A 24,475-nucleotide genomic window follows, 5' to 3' on the forward strand; every position below is an offset into this window, starting at 1 on the left:
AAGTGACCTAATCAGTTAAGGACAAAAGAGTATTGCCTGGAGCATGAACATGAAAATTTCAATAACCTAACTGATTGAATTAAAATATTGATTATTAAACTTTATAGATAGATATATTAACATGAAACTAACTCTTTATCAGGCCGACGCTTTTACGGAAAAGGTTTTCAGTGGGAACCCGGCTGCAGTTGTACCGTTACAGGAATGGCTCCCGGATCAAACCATGCAAAACATTGCGGAAGAAAACAACCTTTCGGAAACCGCCTTTTTTATTCCGGACAACCAAGATTTTCACATTCGGTGGTTCACCCCAACCACTGAGGTAAACCTCTGTGGGCACGCTACATTAGCATCGGCACATGTTCTTTTTAATCATTTGGGTTACCCGGAGCCGCAAATCAGGTTTCAGTCGAAAAGCGGCCTGTTAAAAGTTAAAAAGGCGGGCGACCTCCTTGTACTCGATTTCCCTGTCTCTGAATTAAAGGAAACTGACCTTCCTGAGAAAACACTAAAAGCGTTCAACATCAAACCGAAAAAATGTTATAAAGGCCGCGAAGACTTGCTTTTCGTTTACCACGAGGAAAAAGAAATCCAATCCCTCCAACCGGATTTCCTTTCTCTGAAAACTCTGGGTTCGCGGGGTGTTATAGCCACCGCGCCGGCTTCAAACTCAGCGTTTGATTTTGTATCCCGTTTTTTTGCCCCCGGAGCAGGAATTGACGAAGACCCTGTTACCGGATCGGCACACACCATGTTAATTCCCTATTGGGCTAAAAAACTTGGAAAAAATGAAATGGTGGCCAGGCAAATTTCAAAACGGGGCGGCATTATTTATTGTAAGAATTTAGGACAACGGGTAGAAATTGGAGGAAAAGCTGTAACGTTTCTGAAAGGAGAAATTGTAATCTGAGGTATTCTTAAAAAACCTTCAAGGTTTGACCCAAATTGTGAAATACAAAAACAGATAGGACTCCCTTCGGAATCCTATTCTCTATCACGACCAGCGCCAAAATGGCGAAGGCTGTCTCTCCCCACTGTTCGTTGTTATACTTATATAATTTTTCTGAAAATCAGCACATAACCATTTAGTGAAGATAATTTTCAGAAAATGTTGTTTTAACACGTTCTCAAAAAAAAGCAAAAAAACTAACCTAACTCTGATGCAATTTCCTTCTCCAAAAACTTTTTGGTTTTAACGCCTACGTAACGATTTACTTCTTTTCCGTCGCGAAACATAATGAGTGTAGGGATGTTACGCACTTTAAACCTTTGTGCCAGTTGCTGTTGCTGATCTACATTTACTTTAGCTATGGTTACACGATCTTCTGCTTCAGCAATTTCGTTCAAAACGGGCGCTACCATTTTACAAGGGGCACACCACGGCGCCCAGAAATCCACCAGGGTAATTCCCCGGCGGATAACAGGCTTGAAATTTTTATTTCCCAACACTTTTATTTTGTTACTGTCGGCCACTGGTTTCATGTTTTTCATGCGGTAATAATTGAACGTTATTAACCCGACCAGCGCCGCCAGAGATGCAAGAATAATGATTAAGGTAGTTGACATACTTTCTAGTTTTCAATGATTCTAATTTCGGAAGTGAGTCCAATTGCTTTGCGGTACATCGCGCTCACTCCACAATAACGTTCTTCTGAAAGGGTTACTGCTTTTTGGATTTTTTCCACCGGGAGGTTTTTTCCTTTAAATTCATAAATCACATGCATTTGGGTAAATTGTTTGGGATGCTCTTCGGTAAGATCACCTTCAACATATACGTTGAAACCATCTACATCCACCCGCATTTTTTTCAGGATTGAAACCACGTCCATGCCCGTGCAACCCGCCAGTGCTGTTAGCATAAGCGGTTTCGGGCGCGGGCCACGATTCTCGCCACCCACATTTTCTGTGGCATCCAATATAATTTTATGTCCGTTCACCTCGGCTGAAAAAGCCATATTTTCCAGCCAGTTTATTTTAACTTGTTGTTTTGCCATAATACTTTCTTTTTTGGATTAACGTTAATATCTTCCCGACAACGCCGGGATTAACAATCGGATTTCTCAATTTCTTAAATACTCTGCTGCGCTTAACGCTGCAACGGTTCCCTCTGCCACGGCAGTAGTAACCTGGCGGTAGCGCTTGGCAATGCAGTCACCCGCAGCAAAAATACCATCCACATTGGTTTTCATGGCAGTGTCTACTGCAATTTCATTCCGCTCATTCAATTGTATCAACCCTTTCAGGTTTTCGGTGTTGGGCTGGTAACCCACAAAAATAAATGTTCCGTCGGTTTTTAACTCGCTTCTCTTTCCGGTAGGTAAATGTTCAATTTCCACTTTTTGCAAGACACCGTTTCCGGAAAAACCGCGCAATTCCGATTCCATAATAAAATTGATTTTGGGATTCCCCTGCGCTTCTTCCACCGCATGTTTAAATGCCTGAAAATGATCGAACTGGTGCACAATAGTCACTTTGGTTGCATATTGTGTTAAAGCTATCGCCTCTTCCAAAGCCGAATTTCCACCTCCTACCACAACTACTTCTTTCCCGGTAAAAAAATCACCGTCGCAGGTAGCGCAGTACGAAATCCCCTTTCCTTTAAACTGCTCTTCTCCTTCAACATTCAAAGAACGTGGCCTTCCTCCGGGAGTGAGGATTACCGTTTTTGCCCGGAAACTCCTGCCATCTTCCAACTCTACCGTTTTTACTTTTCCTTCAAACTGGTAGCGGGCTATTTTTATATTCGACTTTATTTTACACCCGAAACTTTTGGCCTGCTGTTTCATGGTGTTGGCCAGCATGTATCCTTTTGTGGCAGGCACTCCGGGATAATTAGCTATTTCTTCGGTAAGCACCATTTGCCCTCCAACTGCCCCTTCGTTTAAAATGAGCGTGGAGAGTTTGGCGCGCGAGGCGTAAATGCCGGCTGTTAAGCCGGCCGCCCCCGCGCCAATCACCATTACATCAAACACATCCTCCATTTACTTATACTTTTTCTGCAAACTGTTCGTCTAAAATAGCAGATACCTGCTGCATATTCTGGATGCTACTGGTTGCGTGGGCCACTTTTCCACCTTTGTAGTACATGGTGAACGGTAATCCCATAAAACCGCTGCATTCCGGCGCATTGCGAATAACGGCTGCCTCCGGATTATCAAATGCCATAACCGCAAATTTGATATTGGAGCGTTCTTCCTCCAGCTCTTCCATTACATCGTAAACCGGCATACACATGGGGCCCATCCGCCCGCAACATACCATCACATTCTCGTTTTCTTCTATCATCTTTTTCAGCTCGGAAGCTGTTTCAATTTCCTGGAGATTTGTTTGTAACAATTTCATAATTAATTTATTAAAATTTTAACAATAAGATTAAACATCTATTTTTTTTGTTGAATACGTAATTTCCCTAATAATTTTTTCATCCGATTCCAGTTTTCCCTGCAGGTACTCTTCAATTAACACTTCAGGTGAATTCACGGGCACTCCCACAAAAAGATTCACTTTTTTGGAAGCGAAAAGATGTATAATTTTCGGGTTTACCCTGAATGTAATTACATCGGTAATCCCCATCTCTTCCAACCACCCGGGAAGTTCGGAGGTAGTAGTCCCGGCAGGAAGACTCATTCTTTCCCTGTCGACGATTTTCCCGTCGATTCCGAAAATTTCGTAGTGATTGCACTCTCCGAAAAATTCGCTTAACTGTTCATTTGTCACCGGAATGGCTACCCGTTTTTTCATACTATTAAAGTTGTTTGTTTTCAAAAGTATTGTATGCCTGCCCGGCTTTGGCGGTCAGACGGGAAACTTGCATGTATTTTATCATGCTCCTGGACGTAAATATTTTACATGCTCGTTTCATATTCAAAACTTTTCGACAAAAATAGTCCGGACCTCCTTTCAGGGCAAGAAAAGCGCACTGGCTTATAAAAGGACAGGAACTGAAATATTTCAGTTTTTTTCCTGTCGCCAGACAGATTGGATTGTTTTTATACATTTGTAATGATTTCAGAAAGCGAAAGATGAATAACGAACAATCACAAAAAACAGGGCAACCGGGAGCAATCGAGGGGCTTTTTCAACACCTCCCGGAGGCATTGGCCCAGCTGGCCCAAAACAAAACCCGGATTACTTACCTGAAAGGGGAAACTATTTTCAAACAGGGAGCCTTTGCCCCTTACGTACTTTTTGTGGTGCGTGGTCTGGTAAAAGTTTACCTTCAAACCGGGTTTGAAAAACAGGTAAATATCAGCCTGGAAAAAACCGGCAATTTCCTGGCGTTCTCTTCCATTTTTGGAGAAAACATTCACACCTATTCCACACAGGCGCTGAAAGATTCTGAAATTTGTATGATTGAAAAGGAAAGCCTGAAAGAAGTTCTGCTTGAAAATCCACAGTTTGCGCTGGAAGTCACCTCTAAAAACTACCGAAACGAACGCCACTTACTGGAAATCATAAAAAACCTTTCGTACAAGCAAATGCGTGGAAAGTTGGCTTCCAGCCTGCTCTACCTTTCGCAGGAAGATTTTTTGAAAGAGAATGTATTTGAATTTCTCACCCGGCAGGAAATTGCCGATTTTGCTTCTGTTTCTACCGAAAGTGCTATTAAATTCCTGAAAGAATTTGAGAAGGAAAAAATTATCCGACTCAAAGGAAAAGACATTCTTATTACTGACAGGAAAAAGCTGGAGATAATCAGTAAAACCAGTTAAGAATTTATGATACTTTCCGACTCAAAAAAAGAAAAGCTTTTAACCGAAGTGCAGGTTTCAGCCAGCAGGAGTAGCGGGCCGGGCGGACAGAATGTAAACAAGGTAAATACAAAGATTGAGTTGCGGTTCCCAGTCAGTAAATCGGAAGTATTGAATGAAACCGAAAAAAGGCTTATTCTTTCAAAACTAAACAGCAGAATCAATCTCCAGGGTGAACTTTTGATAACAGCCAGCTCGGAACGCAGCCAATGGCAAAACAGGGAACAAGCCACCCAAAAATTTTTTGAACTCATTGAAAAAGCGCTGACCAGACCGCGCAAAAGAAAAAAAACACAGCCCACTATAGCCTCCCGGCTAAAACGGCTGGAAAGTAAAAAGAAGCGGGGACAAAAAAAACAGTTACGTAAACCACCCGATCTATAGCAAATTGGATATTTCGGATGAATATTGTTTCTTTGCTGTAATTAGGGATAAGTTCAATTTATGAGGAATATTTTACATTTTTTTCGTGTACTCATTATCCGGGTTGTTGACAGCTTTTACTTTCCTTTTCTGAGGTTTGTCCCCATCGAGATTTTCAGGTATGGAGTTACGGGAGGCGCCAATACGGCTTTCGATATTTTTCTCTATTTTATTTTTTACAGGTATATTCTCGACCGTCAAATTCTCGATCTCGGTTTTGTTGCTATCAGCCCGCATATAGCGGCATTCTTAATGGTTTTTCCCATTACCTTTATTACAGGTTTTATTTTGGCCAAATATGTTACTTTCACTGCCTCTGAGCTGCGCGGGCGCATTCAGCTATTTCGCTACGGAGTTACCGTACTGGCATCAATTCTGCTCAATTATGTTTTTTTGAAATTTTTTGTGGAATATGTGGGTCTTTACGCCACTTTATCAAAAATGCTGACTACTGTTATCGTCGTTGCATTTAGTTACCTTTCGCAACGCTATTTCTCTTTCAAAACGGCCACAATTTACAAGACTACTTAACCAAAAAAATGTTTATCTTGTATTGAATATTTGGAGCATGCAGCTATTGAAGCAAACATATTATCCAACCATTATGCAGGCCATTCACCTGCTGATTCTTTATCTGTTTATTCAAACGGTTGTTGATTTCCCCCTGGCTCTGATCGATTATTACCATGGCACCGATTATCTCTACAATCCCGTAAAAAAAATTATTTTAAATACAGGTTCCACATTATTTATCCTTCTGTACGGTTTCCGCAAATCGAAGTCGCCATTGAAGGAAGTTTTTCCTCTCAAGTTTTTTAACCCCCTTGTTTTGATTCCCCTAATTACTTTTTTCTGGGGCGCCCATAATTTACTGGATGAGTTAAACCTAGTCATTGAAAAGGTACTCCCCGCCCCTCCCTGGTTTTGGGAACTGTTTGGCAAAATTTTCGACAGCGATTTTGGCTGGTGGGGTGCTTTTATGAAAGTAGCGGTTATTGCTCCGGTTGTAGAAGAACTGATTTTCAGGGGACTTATCCTGCACGGACTCCGGAAAAACTACCATGCGTTTACGGCAGTTTTTATGTCAGCCCTGCTGTTTTCGTTATTTCATTTAAACCCCTGGCAAATGCCCGCAACCTTTGTTTTGGGCTTGTTGCTGGGCTGGATTATGATTCGTACCCGAAGCATCTTGCTTGCCATACTTGGCCATTCAATTAACAACCTAATGGTTTTGCTTACCATTACCTATTGGCAACAAATTAATACTTATGCACTTTTTCTGATGGAGAAAAATGAAAAGCTCATGGTAAGCAGCCTGCTCGTTCTCCTCTCTTTAATCCTGATTTACTTCTCTTCCTTATGGCCTTCAGGAAAGAAGAAAACAAAATAATCCATTTTGATAAACATTCCGGTTGTTCCTCTGTTATTTTTCTTATATTGACCAAAGCTTTTATTTGAACTTATTCTCATAAAAAAACGTTTAGACAATAAAAAAATAAATTCAATAACAATTTAAATTACTAAAATCATGGAAGAAGAAAAAGTAATGACAATGCCACGTATTGGCGACAAAGCACCTGACTTTAGTGCCAACACCACTTGGGGACCTATTCAGTTTTCAGAATATAACAAAGGAAGTTGGGTGGTTTTATTTTCTCACCCAGCCGACTTTACACCCGTATGTACTACAGAGATGAGTGGTTTTGCCGTTCGCAGCAAAGAGTTTGAAGAAAAAAATACCAAACTCATGGGATTAAGTATCGACAGTATTCATGCGCACGTTGCCTGGGTAAACAATGTTAAGAAAAACACAGGCGTGCTGTTTAACTTCCCGATTATTGCCGACATTGACATGAAGGTTTCAAAATTATATGGAATGTTGCAGCCCAACGAAAGTGAAACTGCCGCTGTAAGAGCCGTATTTTTTATTGACCCACAAGGGAAAATCAGACTGATTATGTACTACCCGCTGAATGTGGGAAGGAATATGGATGAAATCATCAGGGTGTTGACTGCTTTGCAGACAGCCGACAAACACAGCGTTGCCCTGCCACTTGACTGGAAGCCAGGCGAAAAAGTGATCGTACCTCCGCCAAAAACGGTTGCCGAGATGGAAGAACGTGAAAAGAGCGACTATGAAATGGTGGACTTTTATCTCGCCAAAAAAAGTTTATAACGCAAATAATTTCCTGGAAAGGGTTGCAGCAATGCAGCCCTTTTTATTTTGCCCAAACAGAGCCATGTCCAGGAACTATCGTTCCATAAAACAATCCCAGAAAAAACAACTACTCCCTCTACAATTCATTTTTCAGCCTCTTGAAATTACGCTAAACTACCATTGACAGAATATTTCTTTCTTCGCTAAAATTCATCTAAATAGAAGCTATTATTGGTCAAAATCAATTACATTGCAGAAACTAAACTGCATGTATGAAAGAAATAACACATAAACTTAAGTTGCTTTTATACGATTCGAAAAAAGGTATTTTTGAAAATAAAGTCTTTAGTATTGTTACCCTTGTGGGAGCAATCACCTGTTTCGTCACATTCGTCATCAACATAAATATTCTTACCGAAAATTATCTCCTGATAAATTGGGTGATTGCCTTATTAGGAATTACACTAAGTATTTTTTTCTATTTATCTGCTTTTAAGGGCATAACCCAACCTTTGATCTTCCCATTTCAAATATTGGTTTCTCTCATTCTGGTATTCAGTTGGTTCTATTTTCAGGGAATAGAAGGATCAGCTCCCCTGTTTTTCTTTTTAGCCATATTTCTGCTCATCTACAGCGATAACAGAAAAAGATATTGGACTATATCAGTCAGTTTCATTTTTCTTGCCGTTGTGTTAGTCGGCTTATACTTTATTAAGCATGAATGGTTTTTGGATTACATTGATGATGAATCGCGAATAATTGACTTATCTACCAGCTTTATTATTTCCTTTACTGCTTTTAGCTTTACCGTTGTCTGGCTCAAAAAGAAGTTTGATCTCGAACGGGCAAGAACTCAACAAAAAAATATTGAATTAAAAAAATCTAAAACTGAACTTCAGGAACTCATTGCCACTAAAGACAAATTCTTCTCCATCATTTCACACGATCTAAAAATTCCGTTTAGCGGGGTAATCGGTTTTAGCGAGCTTTTGATAGAAAAGGTTCAGGAAAAGAACTATGAAAAAATTGAAAGCTATGCCCGAAACATATACAACTCTTCGCAACAGGCAATGGAGTTGCTTTTAAACCTGCTCGACTGGTCGCGTTCGCAAACCGGAAAAATAAAATTTACCCCAATACCTTTTGAAATGGCCGGGCTGATTGATGAAGTTACTGAGTTGTTTACCGAAACAGCCAAATACAAGTCGATAACCATTTCGAAGGAATTACCGGAAAACACAAACTGCGTGGCCGACCGGGTAATGATTGCCACGGTGCTGCGAAATCTTATTTCAAATGCCATTAAATTTACCTGGCCCGGGGGAAAAATTGTTATTTCGGCCCAACCGAACGATGGCGGGCTGGAAATTTCAGTATCAGATAACGGAGTGGGAATGAAAAGCAGCGATATAGAGAAACTATTCCGGATTGAAGAAAATTTCTCTACTCCGGGAACTCGGGATGAAGGAGGAACCGGACTGGGACTACTGATTTCCAAAGAATTTATATCGAAACACCGAACAAATATCCGGATCGAAAGCCAGCCCGGAAAAGGAAGCAAATTTTATTTTACGGTACCTGTTCGCTAAAAATACGGATAGAGCTGAAATAATCTGCGACAAAGAAAAATAGGCAGATTGCCCATTAATCATCCATTCCCCACCGTTTTGCAGCACAAACTTCCCCGGTAAATCTACCCTATTTTAATTACGTCGATTTTCAAAATCCTCCCCAGCTTTTCAATTTTATTGGCAATATGCCCCACTCCAATAGCGCAATGATGTGCCGGTCCTTGTTTCGACCATTGATTCATAAATTCTTTTGCGCTTAATGCGAATTTATACCTGCTGTTGGTATTTCCAATCTGAAGAATCGGTCCCGCGACTGATTCCCCTTCGGCCACCAATAAAAAAATACCATCTTTCCCCTCAACCACTGAAAGTAACGTAACAGGTCCCTGTTTTACATTCATCTGAATGGAAAGGCCTTTGCCGGGTTTCCCGTGGTAAACAGACAAAGGAACCAGTTTTACTCGCTCTTCGGAAATGGCAAAATGAGCAGGGCCGTCGTGTCCCAGATAAACCACATCATCGGTAAAATCCATCAGGTAAAATTCAGAAAACGATCCTCCGGCGCCAAATTCAGCCATTATTTTCATTGCCTGTGCATTTTTCACTTCACACTCCCCTGCTACCGGAATATCTTTCCCTGTAAGCAGCGTATTTCCTGCAATTACAGAAGTTACAATATGTTCGTAATCATTGCCCGGTTCACCTTCATAATAATAAGCCATGGCGCCCAGGTTGTGGGCTTCTATTAATTTATCAAGCGCGACTGATGTTCGTGCAGCCCGTTCCAACTCTGCCCGTTCACATTCGGGAGACACCTCAAATGTGCTGTTAAACTCTTCTATTTTTGCTACCACTTCGGACTCCTTTATCTCATCCCGGTATCTTTTTAATTCACACATTTCCAGCAATTCAATGTGCGTTCCAAATACGGCGGATTGTTTGGTAATGTCCGTATAAACATCCAGCATTCCGTTATAAAAGTGCCCCAAAATTCCCAACCGGTTATTTCGCATAGCTGCGGCAACTGTTGCTGCTTCCGTCCAGGCTTTAATGTCGGCCCAGGCATCATCGTCCTGCAGGTATCCGGTTACAACATCGTACGGGATTCCCGAACGGTTAAACACACTTGCAATTTCTGGAACTGAACATGCCTGACAATGCTCCAGCCACACTCCGGTCATTTTTCCGCGGTCGCCCAGTTGATTAAAAGCTTCATAATCCAATTGAGCCACCGGCTGAAGATTTAATAATACAATGGGAACTTTTACCTTTTGAGCCACCGGCAAAACGGTTGAAGACAGTGCATAAGTTGAAACATACAGAAATACAATTTCAACATCTTCTGACTTTAAATAATCAGCCGCTTCCCGCGCTTTCACCGGATTATCCACCACTCCGGCATCAACCACATCCACACCAAACCCACCCATTCTGTTTTTAATCTGGCGTTGGTATCCTTCCAGGTTGTTGAGCAACCCTTCAAACTGAGGCCAGTAGGTATCAAGGCCTATTCCAAATAATCCAACTTTAGTCATAGTACGCACTTTACTTAATCGGGTAGTTTTTTAGAATTTCTTTCAAACAATCACCGGAGGCAGGGGCACAATCTGAGGTGCCTTATATTTTTATGCACTGTTAATTCCTCAAGAGTTTAAAAGGTTCCATCAATCCGTAATCATCTATAAAATATTTATCGAAAGTAGGTTGATGCTCCGGCGCATTGTTCCAGCCATGAGGCCCGTAAATCCAGTTTTTATCTTTGCGATAAAATTCGCCGAAGGTATTTTTCAGGCTTCCGACAACCCGGACCGAAATTTCGTTCTCCCCTTCTTTTAACAGCTCTGTTACATTCAGTTCATCGGGCGCCCAGGCAATAATTCCCGCCTTTTTATTATTTACCAGCACCTCGGCCACAGTTCCTTGCCAGTTATTGAGTTTTACCTTAAAATCGGCTGTTCCTTTTTCGATATTGAATTTTTGCGAATAAGACACTTTGTCTGAATAAAAAATATACCCGGAATCTTTCCACGATCCCAGACCGCTGAGGGTTCCGTTTATTATCTCGAAACCTGCTTCCCGCGGCTGAACCTTAAAGTTGCCAAGAATATAAACCGGCATCAGCTCGGCAAATACCGACATACGATTTGCTTTGAGCGAGAGGGTATTTTTACCTGGTTTTAAATGGTTTCCCACTCGAAATACAGGAAAATCTTTGTCAATCCAATATTCTCCGTCCTCCTTTTCAACAGCAGTCCCGTTAATGTGAACCGACCAAAGTTCAGGACGTTCAACCACTGCCTGAACCTCTGAAAACCCGGAAACATCAGCCCCATCTGCCATGTAAAAATGATAGTCAACGGTAAACCCCGAACTCTCCGGGAACTGGTCGAGATCCAGGTAATTCTTTTTGTACTGAATTTTATGCTGCCACGGGTTCCCAAACTCTACACCGTTTTCCTGAAACAGGGAAATCAGTGCAGTCATAAAATAAGTATTCTCCCTGGTTGTTTGAGCGGTTTTCAAATCCAGGTAGTTCAGCACCAAAATATTTTTGGATTCAGCATGTACCTTCATTTCGCCTGCTGCTTCAACCAGCTTCCAATCTGATTTTTCAATAATCGCTTCCGGTTCCTCTTCTTCTTTTTCTGAAACAAAATACAACGCACTTCCTACCGGCTCAAGCTGCAAATCAAAAATAACATGGCCCTTCTCCCTGGTAGACGGAACCAGATGCGTTTGCCCGTTTTCCAAATTCATTTTTACCACACTTTTCCCGGAAGCAGAAATGGTAGCGGCTGCTGCATCTTGTTCATCCGAATTTACAAAAAACAACAACTGGCCGTCCTGTAAAATCCGGCGTTGAAAATACAATTCGCCTGCTTCATCCTTTTCGTCAACTGAAAAATCATTTGTAAAAAACAACGACCGGCATTGCGCGTCATCCATATTTTCAGCCACAATCCATTGCTCCGGATAATCCTGCTGCAACCTGGCGCATGCATCGCTTTCACTTCCATCCACTCTTACAATTTCTTTTCTGAAAGACAATACTTCTCCACCGGAATGTAAAAACGCTTTTAGCAGGTTGAATGTACTGGCATCAATATTCTCCATGGTTTCCGGAATAACCACCAATGTGTAGGCCCTCTCCCCCACAATTAAATTTCCACCGGAAACACTTCCCAGTGTTTTCAATACATTCTCCGATCCCAAATCATATTCCACATGCCTCCTTTCCAGCTGATACACAAAATCCTTAAAGCGGTACTTAATTGTGTCCAGCACCGGATGTTTTTTGGTGCGCGAAAAGTACATCCAGGCTGTGGTGTTGGGCTGAAGAACCAACGTGGAATTAATTTGCTCTCCCGACGACATTGCCAGACTAACACGTCCGATGTAATCGCCCATTTTTGAATAATTTTTCCACCAGGGTTCGTGATACGAAAATGAAGGAGGATAGTCAAATTTCCGGACCCCTTTTAATGTATAATAAGAAAGATGCTGGTTTACAAAATTAACCCCCAAAACGCACTGCCAGTCAACAAGCTGTTTGTATTTTTCAAAATCCATATTCCAGCCTCCGCCGCCATATGTTTCGCTTAATGTTCTGTTACGTCCGGCCTGATTTGCAGCGCTCCTTAATTCACGTACGGCACGGGTATTTCCGAATTGCCCGCCCTGTCCATCATCCACAAACTCGTTGCCCAACATATCAACCCCCGGCATTTGATGCCAGATGTAAAATGCAGATTCATCCATCCCGTCGGTTGGAACAGGCCACCCATGCTCCCAATAATGTCCGGTCCATACCAGATTTTTTTCTTCGCAATATTCCGACCATGGTTTTGCCCACCGTTCAACAAAAAGCTCAACCAGGGTTTCATAATAATCGTGTCGTACTTTTTTCCAGTCTCCTGTTTCTTCTACCAGGGAAGGCAGGTTCACCTTTAAATCATACCCCCAGCGCTGCTCAAAAACGTCCCATAAATCAGGGGTCCAGCGTAAATGTGTACCTCTTGACATGGCTGCTTCCAAATTCGGCTCGTCGGTAAAAATGCCCGGAAGTGTTTTTCCAAAATCAGCACTGTTTCTTTCATACCCTTTGGTCATGGTAAGCTCCATAAACTTTTCGGTTACCCCTTTGTGCAATAAATCAACATAGGTATATCCGCCATACCAAAGCGACCTCGCAGGATAGGTCTTCCTGAATATATAATAGGTTCCCTTTTCTGTTTCTTCCTGCCCCAGCCGGGCGGTAATATTAGTAAACCCGGAATCGGTTTTCTTTAAAACGACAGCAATAGTATCAGAAGGAACAATGTTCAGTTCCTGGCTGATTTCCATTTTTAAACCCGTTCCATTTTGGTAAGAATCGGGCATTTCTGCCGGAACATGTCCCCCTGCAAAACCCGAAGGATACGAATTTTCATCATAAATCCATACTTTCATTCCCAGCTCTTTCCCTTTCTGAACTGTATAATCGAACAAATGAAACCAATCCTCCGAGAGGTATTCAGTAACCAGTCCGGGACGCGGATGCACAAAAACACCCCCAATACCCGCCTTTTTAAACTCTTCCATCTGAAATGAAATTCCTTCTTCCGTAATTAAATCATTCCAATCCCAAAGCGGAGCGCTGCGGTATTCCGGGGGAGGATTAACAAAAAGACTTTTAAGCTGGGAGTAATTGCTGACTGAAGATACTGTTTCTCCTTCGTTAAAAGATGTACAACGTACAAAAAGGAGAGGTAAGATAACCGCTATCAAAAAAATTTTCATCCGGATGTAAGTTTATGGTTTATAATTATTTTTTATCGTAATGCCCTGGTTAAAATTCCCTGGTAACGAGGAGTAACAGAAGAAAACAAGCATTATAATTCCACGCCAACATCAAAAATCATAGCCAAACCAAAATTTTACGTCAATACTATTTGATTTATATTTTTTATAATTTTGAAAACAAATCTACACTACTAATCAATGCATTTAAATAGAGAAAGTGACAAATTCATTGCACAAAATGACATATCAAAAGCCAACTTTAAAAAATACCTTATTATTTCAGAACTGGACCAAAAATGGGGTTTTATTGTCAATGATGCAGGGTACACTATAATACCCAAAGGGTCAGAATATCCTCCCAAAGGACATCCGGGAACCCATATGTTCTCCTGGAAAACCGGGCGCATTATCAACGAATTTCACCTTGTTCTTATTTCTGAAGGAGAAGGACTATTTGAAAGCAAAACGGCAGGAAAACAGAAGATACACGGAGGAGATGCATTTTTAGTATTCCCGGGAGAATGGCATCGTTACAAGCCCAATAAAAAAACAGGATGGACAGAACACTGGGTAGGTTTTTCGGGAGAAATTGCCCATTTAATGATAAAGGAATACTTTTTTAAAAAAGAGAATCCAGTTGCAGGTAAATTTAATAACCAGTTGGTGACAAAACTCTTCCGCTCCATTCACCAGCTCATTAAAGAAGAGCCTTTTGGTTTTCAGCGAATAGCCTCCGGGGTTTGCATGCAACTGATGGCAGAATTTTGTAACACACAACATGGTTCAGGCTTGAAAAATGAATCGCCTGTTTCACGGGCAAAACATATTATGAATGAAAAGATTGGCGAAGACATTAACTTTAAAACACTGGCCCAAAACCTTGGGGTAAGCTACTCAAAATTCAGAAGTGATTTTAAACGCCAAACAGGGCTGCCACCATTACAGTACTTTCTGCTTTTAAAAATAGAAAAAGCAAAAAACCTGCTACTAAATTCGAATACTAACTCTCAACAAATTGCCTACGAACTGGGCTTTGAATCCGATTTTTACTTTTGTCGGTTGTTCAAAATGAAAACAGGTTTTTCGCCTCAAACATTTCGAAAAAATGAATGGGCAAAATTAAATAAGCTGAAATAATAATATAAAAGTTGATGATTCAGGTAGATCCTGAGTCTCCTAAACTTCCCGGTAATCTTATCCGCAGGCATAAAAAGAAAATGTTAAACAAGCAAACGTCCGGCTACTTAAATTTGGACTAACTTTGCAAACAAGAAAAATACGTTACCATGCAGATATTCTATATGCCCGTTGTTTTGGGTAATGAAATTACGCTAGACGAAACGGAATCAAAACATGTTGTAAAATCGATGCGCCTCGGCAAAGGCGACAAGGTACAGGTAGTAGACGGGAAAGGTGGTTTTTATACGGCAGAAATAACAGAGCCCCTTCCCAAAAAATGTAGGCTCACCGTATTGGAAGCACAACAGGAATTTAACAAAAGGGATTTTTGGTTGCATATTGCCATCGCCCCCACCAAAAATATCGATCGGTTGGAATGGTTTTTAGAAAAAGCAACGGAAATAGGAATCGATGAAATTACGCCATTCCTGAGTGAGCACAGCGAACGGAAAACCATAAAACCGGAACGTCTGGAAAAAATAGTAATTTCAGCCATGAAACAATCGGTCAAAGCTTATCTTCCCAAATTAAACCCCCTAACCTCATTTAATGCACTCATTCAAAAAGAAATAGCTTCTCAAAAATTTATTGCTCATTGTCAACAGGGCGAAAAACCGCATTTAAAGGAAGAAATAGAAAGGAAAAACAGCACGTTGATTTTAATCGGGCCTGAAGGTGATTTCAGCCCGGGAGAAGTAGAGCAGGCAAAAGCGCACAACTTCAAAGAAATATCGCTTGGAAATTCGCGTTTGCGCACCGAAACGGCAGGAGTCGTTGCCTGTCATATTGTAAACCTGGCCAACGAATAATGTAAGCTCTGGCCTGTTTAATTTTTTCAATTCCCCGCGGAATTGTATTTTCGCCATAATTGTTGCCATGAAATGACCATAAATAAAAAATATTCATACAAAAGTTTGATGAATCCCGGTAGCTATCAGAAACCGGGAGTTCCCTGTCTTACGACACCGCGCAGACAGGCATCTGTTGCCATTCAAAAAAAGAACAATTTTAATTATATAAAATTCTTTTTATTCTTTTTCATGTTGCTGGCAGGCTGGACCAATGCCCGGTCGCAATCCGTAAAAATTGCACTGCTTAAATACGGTGGCGGTGGCGACTGGTATGCCGATCCGACGGCCCTGCCTAACTTAATTGCCTATTGCAATCAAGAATTGCACACCAACATCCACCCCGAACCATCCACCGTAGAAATTGGCAGCACCGAAATCTTCCACTTTCCGTTTGTACATCTCACCGGTCACGGCAACATTGTGCTTTCGGAAAACGAAGCCCTCAACCTGAAAACTTACCTGGAAGCCGGTGGCTTTTTGCATGTGGACGACAACTACGGGTTAGATGAATTTTTCCGCCGGGAAATCAAAAAAGTATTCCCCAATAGAGAATTAGTGGAATTGCCTCCTTCCCACCCGCTCTTTCATAAAAAATATAATTTCAGCGAAGGATTACCAAAAATTCATGAGCACGCCAATAAACAACCGCAGGCATTCGGAATTTTTATCGAAGAACGTATGGTATGTCTTTACACCTATGAATCAGACCTTGGAGATGGATGGGAGGATCCGGCCGTGCATAACGACCCGCCCGAGGTCCGGGAGAGGGCATTAAAAATGGGAGCGAATATTATTTCCTATGTTTTCAGCCAGTAGTTAAATCCCGTCCTCCCAATAAATATTACAACTAAATTTGCATTTTAAACGTTATAAACGAACACTAGTATTAATTAAAAACAGAAAATGATGAAAAAAGTATTTCTTGCATCCACACTATTTCTTCTTGTTGTGTTGTCAGCCAATGCGCAGGATTATAACACAGGGATTGGTGTAAGGGGTGGCTTGTCAAATGGATTAACCGTTAAACATTTTATCGAAAGCGACAGGGCCATTGAAGGCTTGTTGTCAAGCCGCTGGCGGGGCTTTAACATTACAGGTCTGTATGAAATCCATGCCCAGGCCTTTGACACACCCAGACTGAACTGGTATTATGGTTTTGGTGGTCACATCGGCTTTTGGGATGGATATGATGATCACCCCTGGTTTGATGATAATGACAATTATACCGTTGTCGGTATCGATGGAATTATCGGTATTGAATACAACATTGAACCCATTCCGTTCAACATCAGTCTGGATTGGAAACCGGGATTTAATATTATCGGCTATACCGGCTTCTGGGGCGATGAAATAGCCCTGTCAGTACGTTTTATCTGGTAAATAAAGAATTACAAATACAAAAGCCTTTCTGTTATTATGCAGAAGGGCTTTTTTTATTGAAAAATATCCCCTGCCATTCGGGCATTTAAAACCCGGCAGCCTGACCGTCCTTTCTTGACTCCGAGGCGCCATAATATACTTTATTCTTACTATCCCAAAGAATAGCCTGATACCCGCCATAAGCCCCATAGCCAAAACCAATCCGGTGCCCTTTCTGCATCAGTTTACGAATGCTTTGGTATGAAAAACCTGATTCCAAAGTCACATTTCCGCCATCTGTCATTTTACTGCCCGTGGGCTTACTGGAACCGGTGTGCTGAATCCTGGGGGCATCGCCTGCTTCCTGCAGGTTCATCCCAAAGTCTATGATATTACAAATTATCTGAACATGTCCCTGCGGTTGCATATCACCTCCCATAACACCAAAACTGATAAACGGCTTGCCGTCCTGAGTTATAAATGCCGGAATAATGGTATGGAACGGACGTTTGTGTGGCTCATACACATTAAAGTGCCCTTCCTCTAAAGAAAACAGTTCGCCCCGATCCTGCAAAATAAACCCCAGCTTCCCGGGAGTCATTCCGGAACCCAACCCCCTAAAATTACTTTGAATGAGCGAAACCATGTTTCCTTCCTTATCGGCCGTAGTCAGGTAAATGGTATTCCCGCGCTCCATTTCCCATGCCGGGTACGTGTTGGCCGCCCGGTCCGGGTTAATCATCCCGGCTTGTTTTTTTCCATATTCTTTGGAAATAAGTTCTTCGATGGGCAAATTGTTAAAATCCGGGTCGGAATAATATTTGGCGCGATCTTCAAACGCCAGTTTTTTCGCCTCTATAAAAAGATGCATATATTCCGGCGACCCAAACCCCATTTCTGCAATGTCATAATTTTCAAGAATGTTAAGCATTTGCAGCACCGCAGTTCCCTGGCCGTTGGGTGGAAGCTCCCACACATCGTATCCGCGGTAGTTTACCGAAACTGGGTCCACCCACTCAGAAGTGTGATCTTCAAAGTCTTTCATACTCAGAAAGCCACCCTGCTCCTGCACATATTTTACGATCTTTTGTGCTATTTCGCCCTTATAAAAAACATCACGACCTTCGCGGGCAATATGCTCCAAAGTACCTGCCAGAAAAGGATTTTTGAAAATTTCTCCTTTCCCCGGAGCTTTTCCGCCGGGCATAAAAACTTCGGCAAAGCCAGGGTATTCCTTCAGTATCTCAGCATTCCTCTGCCAGGCGTAGGCAATCACCTCTGAAAGCGGGAAGCCATCACGGGCGTACTGAATGGCAGGTGAAAAAATTTTTTCCATCGGAAGGGTTCCAAATTTAGTGTGCAACTCAAACCACCCGTCCACACAACCAGGCACCGACACAGGAAGCGGTCCAAATGCAGGAATTTTCTCGTAGTTATTTTCCTTAAAATACTCAAGTGTAAGATCGTATGGCGATCGTCCGCTGGCATTCAGCCCATACAACCTTTGGGTTTTGGCATCCCACACAATAGCAAACAAGTCGCCGCCCATTCCACAGCCGGTGGGCTCAACAAGCCCCAGCACAGCATTAGCTGCAATGGCAGCATCAACAGCATTCCCGCCTGACTTTAAAATATCGATTGCAACCTGGGTAGCTAATGGCTGACTGGTGCAGGCCATTCCGTTTTGGGCAATTACTTCGCTGCGGGTGGCAAAATCCCTACCTGTAACCCGATCCTGTGCAACAAGCTGGAAAGTTGTCCAAAACAAAACCATAACAGAAACGGAAATTCTTTTCATCAGATTTGATTTAGATTATTTCCTCTAAAATACGAAAACAGCTTCTTCCATCAAAAACGATGGTGTCCATTTAGATCAACAAAAACAAAATCCGGTCGGTATTTATCTCTTCTTTTATTAAATATTTAGAAGAGAAAGTTCATTGGTTGCTGCGTCTATCTATCATATTGATAATAAAATTTCAAAATGACAAAAAAAATGCCCGCACATGGCAGGCATTTTCTTAATGGTTGGGTTTGTATTTTATATTTAAAGAATTTTAAATCCGACAGTAATCATGAAGGTCTGGTTTTTCCCGTCGATATCCAGCGTGGGATGTTTATACAGTTCCCCTCCATGTTCCATACGGGCATCGATGAAAAAATTTGACACATCCACACCGATACCGTACTGGTAACCAAAATAATTATCTTCATAATACTGTTTATTTAAAAGATCGTTACCATCAATTTTATTCGAAGTCATGACGCTGAACACCGGTCCGGCCATCACCCTGACATTGGCCATTCCTCCATTAATCACCTTCACACCCAGCAATACCGGAATATCAATGTTGTTATAATCGAACCGCCCGGCTCTTTCAGAAGGGGTGCCCTCTTCAAATACCTCGCCTCCTTTGGAACTAAAATAAGCTTCAGGCTGCACATAAATCCTTCCCCAGCCAAGGCGGCCAAAGGCGCCAAAATGCGCTTTTACTATCGACTCAGAGTTATACTCACTTGCCCTAAACGTAACTTTTGAATTGTTTATCCCGGCTTTGATACCTAAATCAAATGTTGGCTGGGCTACCAAAACAACCGAAGACATTAAAAAAAACGTGATAATAATTAACTGTTTCATGGCATAAAATTTTATTCTAAACGTTCACATTATCTATCTAAGTATAATTTCCCGGCATTTTTTCTGCCTGCGTGAAACGTTCTCTGTTTTACTGCCCGTAACCCAATTATTATGCCAACCCGTTTTTCTTCTGCTCGTAACAGGCCTTAAATGAAGCCTTACTTTTGCATCACTGAAAAGAGTATGTCTCCTCCTGGTTAAAAGGTTTGGAAAAAATATGTTTCCTTCCAAAATATATAATAACATGCAGGCATTACCCCAAAATATTGAAAGTTTATAAGGCTGGTTTGCAAAGCAATAATTTGTATATTGGCAGGAATAAAAAACCACAGAAATGGAAAGAAGATCGTTTTTGAAAAAATCGGCAGCATTTGCAGGAACGGCAGTTGTATCAAGCAATTTAAGCGCCCGTAATATTCCTGCTGAAGAAAAAAACCTGTATGAACTGAAGGTGTATCAATTCGCCCGGAGAGGCGGAATCAGTCAGTTGAAAGAGTATTACACACAGGCTGTGATTCCTTTCCTTAACAGCAGAGGGGCAACAGTTGGCGCCTTTGGTGAATACAGCATGGAAGAGCCTCCACGGGTATACATTCTACACATCCACAAAAGCCCTTCCGATTACTGGAATACCGTTCAGGAAATGAAAACCAGCAAAACCTACCTCGAAGCGGCAAAGAGTTATTTCGATCTTCCTGCCAACCAACCGGTTTTTGAACGGCATGAAACTTTTTTAATGGATGCATTCAAGAGCATTCCCCAATTTAAAATGCCGGCCAAAAACCGGGGGTTGTTCGAGCTACGCACCTATGAAAGTTATAACGAAGATGCATTCAGGCGAAAAGTGAAAATGTTCGATACAGAAGAACTGCCGCTTTTTGAAAAAGTAGGACTGCATCCCGTATTCTTTGGAGAAATTCTGGCCGGAAGATTTATGCCGGCACTCATGTACATGCTGTGGTTTAAAGGCATGGAAGAGCGGGATGCCAACTGGGATAAATTCCGTGAAAGCGACGAATGGAATGTTATGCGGGTAAAAGAGGAATACGCAGACACCGTGAGTAAAGTAAAAAAGATATTTCTTACCCCTCTGGAATTTAGCCAGGTTTAAACTTTTACCAGCGAGGCAAATTAAGTATTGAAGAGGGTTTTCTTATTTATAGTATTTTTTAGTTTGGCAGCCAGCCTATTGGCGCAGGATGATCTTTGCCGTAAATCAACAGAAGGCACGGAGTTTTGGTTCGGCTTCATGGAAAGCAGGAACTACCATAATCAGCATTTTGTTGAAATTACGGTAACAGCGCGTGAAACCACAAATTTCCAGGTTTTTACTGGGAAAGATGAAACGCAGTTTAACGGAACATATACTGTTCAGGCAAATAACAGAGTCCGTATTGAAATCCCCTGGCAACTGGTTGAAGCGACCGGCTCTGAGGAGATACAAGACAAAGGAATTCGACTGGTTTCGGAAAAGTCGGTAAATGTATATGCACTGAACTGGGATCGAAACTCAGCAGACGTTGCAGTGATCTACCCGGTAGCTTCGCTGGGCAACGAATACTTTGCAATATGCTATGAACCGCACATTCATGAAAATAATGGTAATTACGGCAATGGAAGAAACAGCCAGTTTCTGATTGTTGCCACAACCGACTTAACTAAGGTGCTGATTGTTCCTTCCAAAGTGACAGATAAACAGGTAAGCGCTGGCGACACCATTGAAGTTGTACTGAATAAAGGGGAAGTATTTCAGGTGCAATCTATGAACCGCGACAACCTTCCTGGGCAGGGAGACTTAACCGGAAGTTACATTCTAGCTGATAAACCGGTGGCATTTTATTCCGGTTCTCTTGCAACTACGGTTCCTGCACAGACAGGGGTTTCGGCATGGGATCATTTGTATGAACAAATTCCCCCCATCCATTCCTGGGGCCGGGAATACTATGTTGTTCCCCTAAAATCGCGTGAGCAGGATCTATACCGCATCATGGCCGCACACGACAATACGATTGTTTATATTGATGGGCTTTCCCCTTTTGAATTAAACCGCGGAGAGTTTAAGGAACTGGTTCTTTATCACAATCAGCCCAAAAGAATATTCTCCGAAAAACCGCTTCTGGTGGTTCAATACAGTCAGTCACAATCGGTTGACAAAGAATACACTGGAGGTAACGGAGACCCGTTTATGATTGTTCTGAGTTCTGTTACGCAGTCAAAAAATGATGTCACTTTTGTTGCATACGACTCGGATCAGATTCAAAAATACTATGTAAATATTGTTACACTAACCGAAGAAACCGGCAATATTTTATTTGACGGAGACCACATCCAAAACGAGTTTACACCATTTTCCGGAAGTAATTATTCATGGGCACAACTTTCGATCGGACCGGGAACTTACCGGATTTTCAATACGAAGGAAGATCGTGGTTTCCTTGCCTATGTTTACGGATTTGGAGGGGTTGAGTCGTATGGCTATGGGGTTGGATTCAATCTCAATCTGGTACTTGATCTTGGTAAAAGTATCGATTTCAACGGAGACACCCTCCTACTCTGCCACGGCGATTCACGGACACTTGACGCAGGCCCTTATTTCGACACGTACACCTGGAATACAGGAGATTCCGGACAAACATTAACCGTAAACCAACCCGGAAGGTATCGTGTAAAAGTGACGACTATAGACGGGTGCGAACTGGAAGATTCCATATACCTTTATGTCAGCCACCCGGAAACAGAGCTGGGTATTGAAACCGATCAAGGGTGCGAACCTTACTCCGTAGAACTTGATGCCAACGATGGGTTTACCGGTTACCTGTGGCAAAATGAACAGGGCGATACCCTTTCTACCTTCCAAAAATTTACCGCGGCGCAAACGGGTGAATTCCGCGTTACCGTTTGGGATCAGTACGGCTGTCCTGCCCGGGACACCATGCAGATGGAGGTTTTTCCGGTTCCCGGCACAGAAATATCCGGCCCGGCGCTGGTGTGCGGAGAAAAATCAGCACACCTTTCAGTTTCAATTTCCGGAGCTCCTAAATCTGTATGGAATTACCCAGGCAGTTTTGAATGGAATACAGACAAAGCTTCACCCCTTATATTTTCCAATGAATCCCACACTTCTGTAAATATTGAAGCAAAAGAATGGGGCAGTTACAAAGTATACTACCAGCTTAAAACAACTGACGGATGTATAAAAAGAGACACCTTTTTTATCCGGTTCCATCCGCAACCCAATTCTGATTTTACTTTTGAAAACGATGAAAAATGTGAAGGTTACAGTAAAAAGCTGCGCTTTAGCGGAGCGGCAACTGACAGTGCCACTTTTTTCTGGGATTTGGATGGCTGTCGGTTCGTTGACACCTTGGGGTGGCAGAATTACCAGGTTTCATTGGGAGCCTTTCTCGAAAATCCACCTCACATCAGTCTTTTTATTAACGACAACGGCTGTTACAGCGACACGACAATAAAACCATTGGGAGCCAAACCCAACTTTACAATGATGGCAAGTCCAACCCGTGGTTGCGATGAGCTGACCGTCGGGTTCTCGGGCAAACTCCTGGTAGAAGACAACGTTGAATTCAACTGGGAATTTGACGACGGCACATCCTCGCAAAACCAGAATGTAACAAAATATTATACGGAAACCGGATTTTACAGCGCAAGCCTGACCATCACCAATCCTGTCACGCAGTGTCAGAACAGCTTTACTATCGACAGTATGGTGAAGGTATTCCCAACACCTGTTGCCACAATATCTGCCGACCCCAGGTTTTGTTATACCGATTCCATCCTCATTTATTATCCGCAAAATACCGACTCTTCCTTTTGTTCCTGGGAATTTGACGGCATGTACCAAACCGGTACGGGAAACGATTCCATCAACGTAATCATTGAAAAACCAGTTGGTACAGTCAGGCTGGTAGTAAACGAATTCGGGTGCCTGAGCAATCCGCTGGAAATGCAACTGAAACGGAAACCACATTTCGATTTTTCCGCAGAGCATTTAGAAGATTGCCAGCCTTTTGTCACAGAAGTTTTTGCTGATCCTGAAGATGAGCACCTTGATTTTTATTGGATTGCCGACAGTATCTCCTCTGCCACCGGACAATCAGGCCTCATTGTTTTTCCTGATTCAGGAAGATTTGATGTGGGTTTAATTACCATTTCTTCAGAAACCGGATGCACCGACACACTCATCAAAGAGGACTGGATTTGGGTTCATCCCAAACCTGAAGCCGTCTTTGATGTGGACTATCCTGTTGCCTTAATAGAAAATGCCCGTATTACATTTACCAATCAATCAGAAAGCGCCGATATTTTCTTCTGGAATTTTGGCGATGGGAACTCGTCCTCAGGTCGGGATGCTGTCCATACCTACACCGAATTGGGCGAATACACCTCATCCCTTTTCGCAGAATCGGAATATGGCTGTAAAGACACTACCGCCACACTGATCACAATACTCCCCTTTTCCGTTTATACTCCCAATGCATTTCGTCCGGACAGTCCCATCGAAAAAAACCGGACCTTCATGCCGGTTGGCGCCGGTGCCGACCTTTCGCGCTTCAAGCTGGAAATTTTTGACCGAAACGGGCACCGGGTATTTCAAACCCATTCGCCCGAAGAAGCATGGGATGGAACCACACCCAACGGAAGCCCCGCCCCCATGGGAAATTACGTGTGGATTTCCCGCTATTTCGACATCCAGGGTTTTAAACACGAACAAAAAGGACAGGTTCTTTTAATCCGGTAAGTTAGAA

The 24,475-nt window shown here is 42.2% G+C and carries 22 protein-coding genes; 13 read left to right on the plus strand and 9 right to left on the minus strand.

Going from position 1 to position 24,475, the window contains the following annotated elements; all coding sequences use genetic code 11:
* Positions 1–121 precede the first annotated feature (121 nt).
* The gene (locus D1164_RS15905; protein WP_119350887.1) at positions 122–910 is read left to right on the plus strand and encodes a PhzF family phenazine biosynthesis protein; all 789 of its coding nucleotides are present in this window, start codon (positions 122–124) and stop codon (positions 908–910) included.
* Between the two features lie 236 nt (positions 911–1,146).
* Here the strand turns inward: D1164_RS15905 and trxA are convergent, their stop codons facing one another.
* From trxA to D1164_RS15930, 5 genes are all read right to left on the minus strand, one after another.
* Complete coding sequence (gene trxA / locus D1164_RS15910) at positions 1,147–1,566, minus strand: thioredoxin (protein ID WP_206611030.1); 420 nt, start codon at positions 1,564–1,566, stop codon at positions 1,147–1,149.
* 5 nt (positions 1,567–1,571) lie between these two features.
* Positions 1,572–1,994, minus strand: coding sequence for an OsmC family protein (locus tag D1164_RS15915; protein WP_119350888.1), 423 nt, complete (start codon positions 1,992–1,994; stop codon positions 1,572–1,574).
* A 66-nt stretch (positions 1,995–2,060) separates the two neighbouring features.
* Positions 2,061–2,981 carry an NAD(P)/FAD-dependent oxidoreductase gene (locus tag D1164_RS15920; protein WP_119350889.1) on the minus strand — a complete coding sequence of 307 codons (921 nt, stop codon included), beginning with the start codon at positions 2,979–2,981 and terminating at the stop codon, positions 2,061–2,063.
* Between the two features lie 4 nt (positions 2,982–2,985).
* The gene (locus D1164_RS15925) at positions 2,986–3,342 is read right to left on the minus strand and encodes a thioredoxin family protein (RefSeq protein WP_119350890.1); all 357 of its coding nucleotides are present in this window, start codon (positions 3,340–3,342) and stop codon (positions 2,986–2,988) included.
* 30 nt (positions 3,343–3,372) lie between these two features.
* A complete protein-coding gene (locus D1164_RS15930) occupies positions 3,373–3,741 on the minus strand; it encodes a NifB/NifX family molybdenum-iron cluster-binding protein (protein WP_119350891.1) in 369 nt (122 codons plus the stop codon).
* Positions 3,742–4,022: 281 nt separating this feature from the next.
* On the opposite strand from D1164_RS15930, the gene D1164_RS15940 reads away from it, so the two are divergent.
* From D1164_RS15940 to D1164_RS15965, 6 genes are all read left to right on the plus strand, one after another.
* A complete protein-coding gene (locus tag D1164_RS15940) occupies positions 4,023–4,712 on the plus strand; it encodes a Crp/Fnr family transcriptional regulator (protein WP_119350893.1) in 690 nt (229 codons plus the stop codon).
* A gap of 6 nt (positions 4,713–4,718) precedes the next feature.
* The gene (arfB, locus tag D1164_RS15945) at positions 4,719–5,135 is read left to right on the plus strand and encodes an alternative ribosome rescue aminoacyl-tRNA hydrolase ArfB (RefSeq protein ID WP_119350894.1); all 417 of its coding nucleotides are present in this window, start codon (positions 4,719–4,721) and stop codon (positions 5,133–5,135) included.
* A gap of 60 nt (positions 5,136–5,195) precedes the next feature.
* Positions 5,196–5,705 (plus strand): GtrA family protein, encoded by a 510-nt coding sequence (locus tag D1164_RS15950; protein ID WP_119350895.1) that lies wholly within the window; start codon positions 5,196–5,198, stop codon positions 5,703–5,705.
* Between the two features lie 37 nt (positions 5,706–5,742).
* Positions 5,743–6,564: a CPBP family intramembrane glutamic endopeptidase gene (locus D1164_RS15955; RefSeq protein ID WP_119350896.1), complete on the plus strand. Its 822-nt coding sequence runs from the start codon at positions 5,743–5,745 to the stop codon at positions 6,562–6,564.
* A 138-nt stretch (positions 6,565–6,702) separates the two neighbouring features.
* Positions 6,703–7,350: a peroxiredoxin gene (locus D1164_RS15960; RefSeq protein WP_206611031.1), complete on the plus strand. Its 648-nt coding sequence runs from the start codon at positions 6,703–6,705 to the stop codon at positions 7,348–7,350.
* Between the two features lie 254 nt (positions 7,351–7,604).
* On the plus strand, positions 7,605–8,921 hold the full coding sequence (locus tag D1164_RS15965) for a sensor histidine kinase (protein ID WP_119350897.1): 1,317 nt from the start codon (positions 7,605–7,607) through the stop codon (positions 8,919–8,921).
* A 104-nt stretch (positions 8,922–9,025) separates the two neighbouring features.
* Here the strand turns inward: D1164_RS15965 and D1164_RS15970 are convergent, their stop codons facing one another.
* Positions 9,026–10,438, minus strand: coding sequence for an L-fucose/L-arabinose isomerase family protein (locus D1164_RS15970; protein ID WP_172594486.1), 1,413 nt, complete (start codon positions 10,436–10,438; stop codon positions 9,026–9,028).
* A gap of 100 nt (positions 10,439–10,538) precedes the next feature.
* Positions 10,539–13,682, minus strand: coding sequence for a glycosyl hydrolase (locus tag D1164_RS15975; protein ID WP_119350899.1), 3,144 nt, complete (start codon positions 13,680–13,682; stop codon positions 10,539–10,541).
* A 201-nt stretch (positions 13,683–13,883) separates the two neighbouring features.
* Between D1164_RS15975 and D1164_RS15980 the strand changes: the two genes are divergently transcribed.
* The 4 genes from D1164_RS15980 to D1164_RS15995 all read left to right on the plus strand — a co-directional run bounded on the left by D1164_RS15980 (position 13,884) and on the right by D1164_RS15995 (position 17,095).
* Complete coding sequence (locus D1164_RS15980; protein WP_119350900.1) at positions 13,884–14,822, plus strand: AraC family transcriptional regulator; 939 nt, start codon at positions 13,884–13,886, stop codon at positions 14,820–14,822.
* 149 nt (positions 14,823–14,971) lie between these two features.
* Positions 14,972–15,673: a 16S rRNA (uracil(1498)-N(3))-methyltransferase gene (locus tag D1164_RS15985; protein WP_119350901.1), complete on the plus strand. Its 702-nt coding sequence runs from the start codon at positions 14,972–14,974 to the stop codon at positions 15,671–15,673.
* A 72-nt stretch (positions 15,674–15,745) separates the two neighbouring features.
* Positions 15,746–16,531, plus strand: a complete 786-nt coding sequence (locus D1164_RS15990) for a DUF4159 domain-containing protein (protein WP_206611032.1) — start codon at positions 15,746–15,748, stop codon at positions 16,529–16,531.
* 87 nt (positions 16,532–16,618) lie between these two features.
* Positions 16,619–17,095: a hypothetical protein gene (locus tag D1164_RS15995; protein ID WP_119350902.1), complete on the plus strand. Its 477-nt coding sequence runs from the start codon at positions 16,619–16,621 to the stop codon at positions 17,093–17,095.
* A gap of 85 nt (positions 17,096–17,180) precedes the next feature.
* On the opposite strand, the gene ggt is transcribed toward D1164_RS15995, so the two are convergent.
* Positions 17,181–18,872: a gamma-glutamyltransferase gene (gene ggt, locus D1164_RS16000; RefSeq protein WP_119350903.1), complete on the minus strand. Its 1,692-nt coding sequence runs from the start codon at positions 18,870–18,872 to the stop codon at positions 17,181–17,183.
* A 249-nt stretch (positions 18,873–19,121) separates the two neighbouring features.
* Positions 19,122–19,712, minus strand: a complete 591-nt coding sequence (locus D1164_RS16005) for a porin family protein (protein WP_119350904.1) — start codon at positions 19,710–19,712, stop codon at positions 19,122–19,124.
* Between the two features lie 334 nt (positions 19,713–20,046).
* Here D1164_RS16005 and D1164_RS16015 point away from each other — a divergent pair, with 334 nt between their 5' ends.
* Both D1164_RS16015 and D1164_RS16020 read left to right on the plus strand, forming a co-directional pair.
* On the plus strand, positions 20,047–20,823 hold the full coding sequence (locus tag D1164_RS16015) for an NIPSNAP family protein (RefSeq protein WP_119351011.1): 777 nt from the start codon (positions 20,047–20,049) through the stop codon (positions 20,821–20,823).
* A 63-nt stretch (positions 20,824–20,886) separates the two neighbouring features.
* Positions 20,887–24,468 (plus strand): PKD domain-containing protein, encoded by a 3,582-nt coding sequence (locus D1164_RS16020; protein WP_119350906.1) that lies wholly within the window; start codon positions 20,887–20,889, stop codon positions 24,466–24,468.
* Positions 24,469–24,475 lie beyond the last annotated feature (7 nt).

Origin of the sequence: Mariniphaga sediminis (assembly GCF_003573545.1) — a bacterium.
Lineage (GTDB): Bacteria > Bacteroidota > Bacteroidia > Bacteroidales > Prolixibacteraceae > Mariniphaga > Mariniphaga sediminis.

Excerpts from the sequence above, each read along its gene's own strand:
- D1164_RS15905 (WP_119350887.1), top strand. The coding sequence starts at position 122 with ATGAAACTAACTCTTTATCAGGCCGACGCTTTTACGGAAAAGGTTTTC.
- trxA (WP_206611030.1), bottom strand. The coding sequence starts at position 1,566 with ATGTCAACTACCTTAATCATTATTCTTGCATCTCTGGCGGCGCTGGTC.
- D1164_RS15915 (WP_119350888.1), bottom strand. The coding sequence starts at position 1,994 with ATGGCAAAACAACAAGTTAAAATAAACTGGCTGGAAAATATGGCTTTT.
- D1164_RS15920 (WP_119350889.1), bottom strand. The coding sequence starts at position 2,981 with ATGGAGGATGTGTTTGATGTAATGGTGATTGGCGCGGGGGCGGCCGGC.
- D1164_RS15925 (WP_119350890.1), bottom strand. The coding sequence starts at position 3,342 with ATGAAATTGTTACAAACAAATCTCCAGGAAATTGAAACAGCTTCCGAG.
- D1164_RS15930 (WP_119350891.1), bottom strand. The coding sequence starts at position 3,741 with ATGAAAAAACGGGTAGCCATTCCGGTGACAAATGAACAGTTAAGCGAA.
- D1164_RS15940 (WP_119350893.1), top strand. The coding sequence starts at position 4,023 with ATGAATAACGAACAATCACAAAAAACAGGGCAACCGGGAGCAATCGAG.
- arfB (WP_119350894.1), top strand. The coding sequence starts at position 4,719 with ATGATACTTTCCGACTCAAAAAAAGAAAAGCTTTTAACCGAAGTGCAG.
- D1164_RS15950 (WP_119350895.1), top strand. The coding sequence starts at position 5,196 with ATGAGGAATATTTTACATTTTTTTCGTGTACTCATTATCCGGGTTGTT.
- D1164_RS15955 (WP_119350896.1), top strand. The coding sequence starts at position 5,743 with ATGCAGCTATTGAAGCAAACATATTATCCAACCATTATGCAGGCCATT.
- D1164_RS15960 (WP_206611031.1), top strand. The coding sequence starts at position 6,703 with ATGGAAGAAGAAAAAGTAATGACAATGCCACGTATTGGCGACAAAGCA.
- D1164_RS15965 (WP_119350897.1), top strand. The coding sequence starts at position 7,605 with ATGAAAGAAATAACACATAAACTTAAGTTGCTTTTATACGATTCGAAA.
- D1164_RS15970 (WP_172594486.1), bottom strand. The coding sequence starts at position 10,438 with ATGACTAAAGTTGGATTATTTGGAATAGGCCTTGATACCTACTGGCCT.
- D1164_RS15975 (WP_119350899.1), bottom strand. The coding sequence starts at position 13,682 with ATGAAAATTTTTTTGATAGCGGTTATCTTACCTCTCCTTTTTGTACGT.
- D1164_RS15980 (WP_119350900.1), top strand. The coding sequence starts at position 13,884 with ATGCATTTAAATAGAGAAAGTGACAAATTCATTGCACAAAATGACATA.
- D1164_RS15985 (WP_119350901.1), top strand. The coding sequence starts at position 14,972 with ATGCAGATATTCTATATGCCCGTTGTTTTGGGTAATGAAATTACGCTA.
- D1164_RS15990 (WP_206611032.1), top strand. The coding sequence starts at position 15,746 with ATGACCATAAATAAAAAATATTCATACAAAAGTTTGATGAATCCCGGT.
- D1164_RS15995 (WP_119350902.1), top strand. The coding sequence starts at position 16,619 with ATGATGAAAAAAGTATTTCTTGCATCCACACTATTTCTTCTTGTTGTG.
- ggt (WP_119350903.1), bottom strand. The coding sequence starts at position 18,872 with ATGAAAAGAATTTCCGTTTCTGTTATGGTTTTGTTTTGGACAACTTTC.
- D1164_RS16005 (WP_119350904.1), bottom strand. The coding sequence starts at position 19,712 with ATGAAACAGTTAATTATTATCACGTTTTTTTTAATGTCTTCGGTTGTT.
- D1164_RS16015 (WP_119351011.1), top strand. The coding sequence starts at position 20,047 with ATGGAAAGAAGATCGTTTTTGAAAAAATCGGCAGCATTTGCAGGAACG.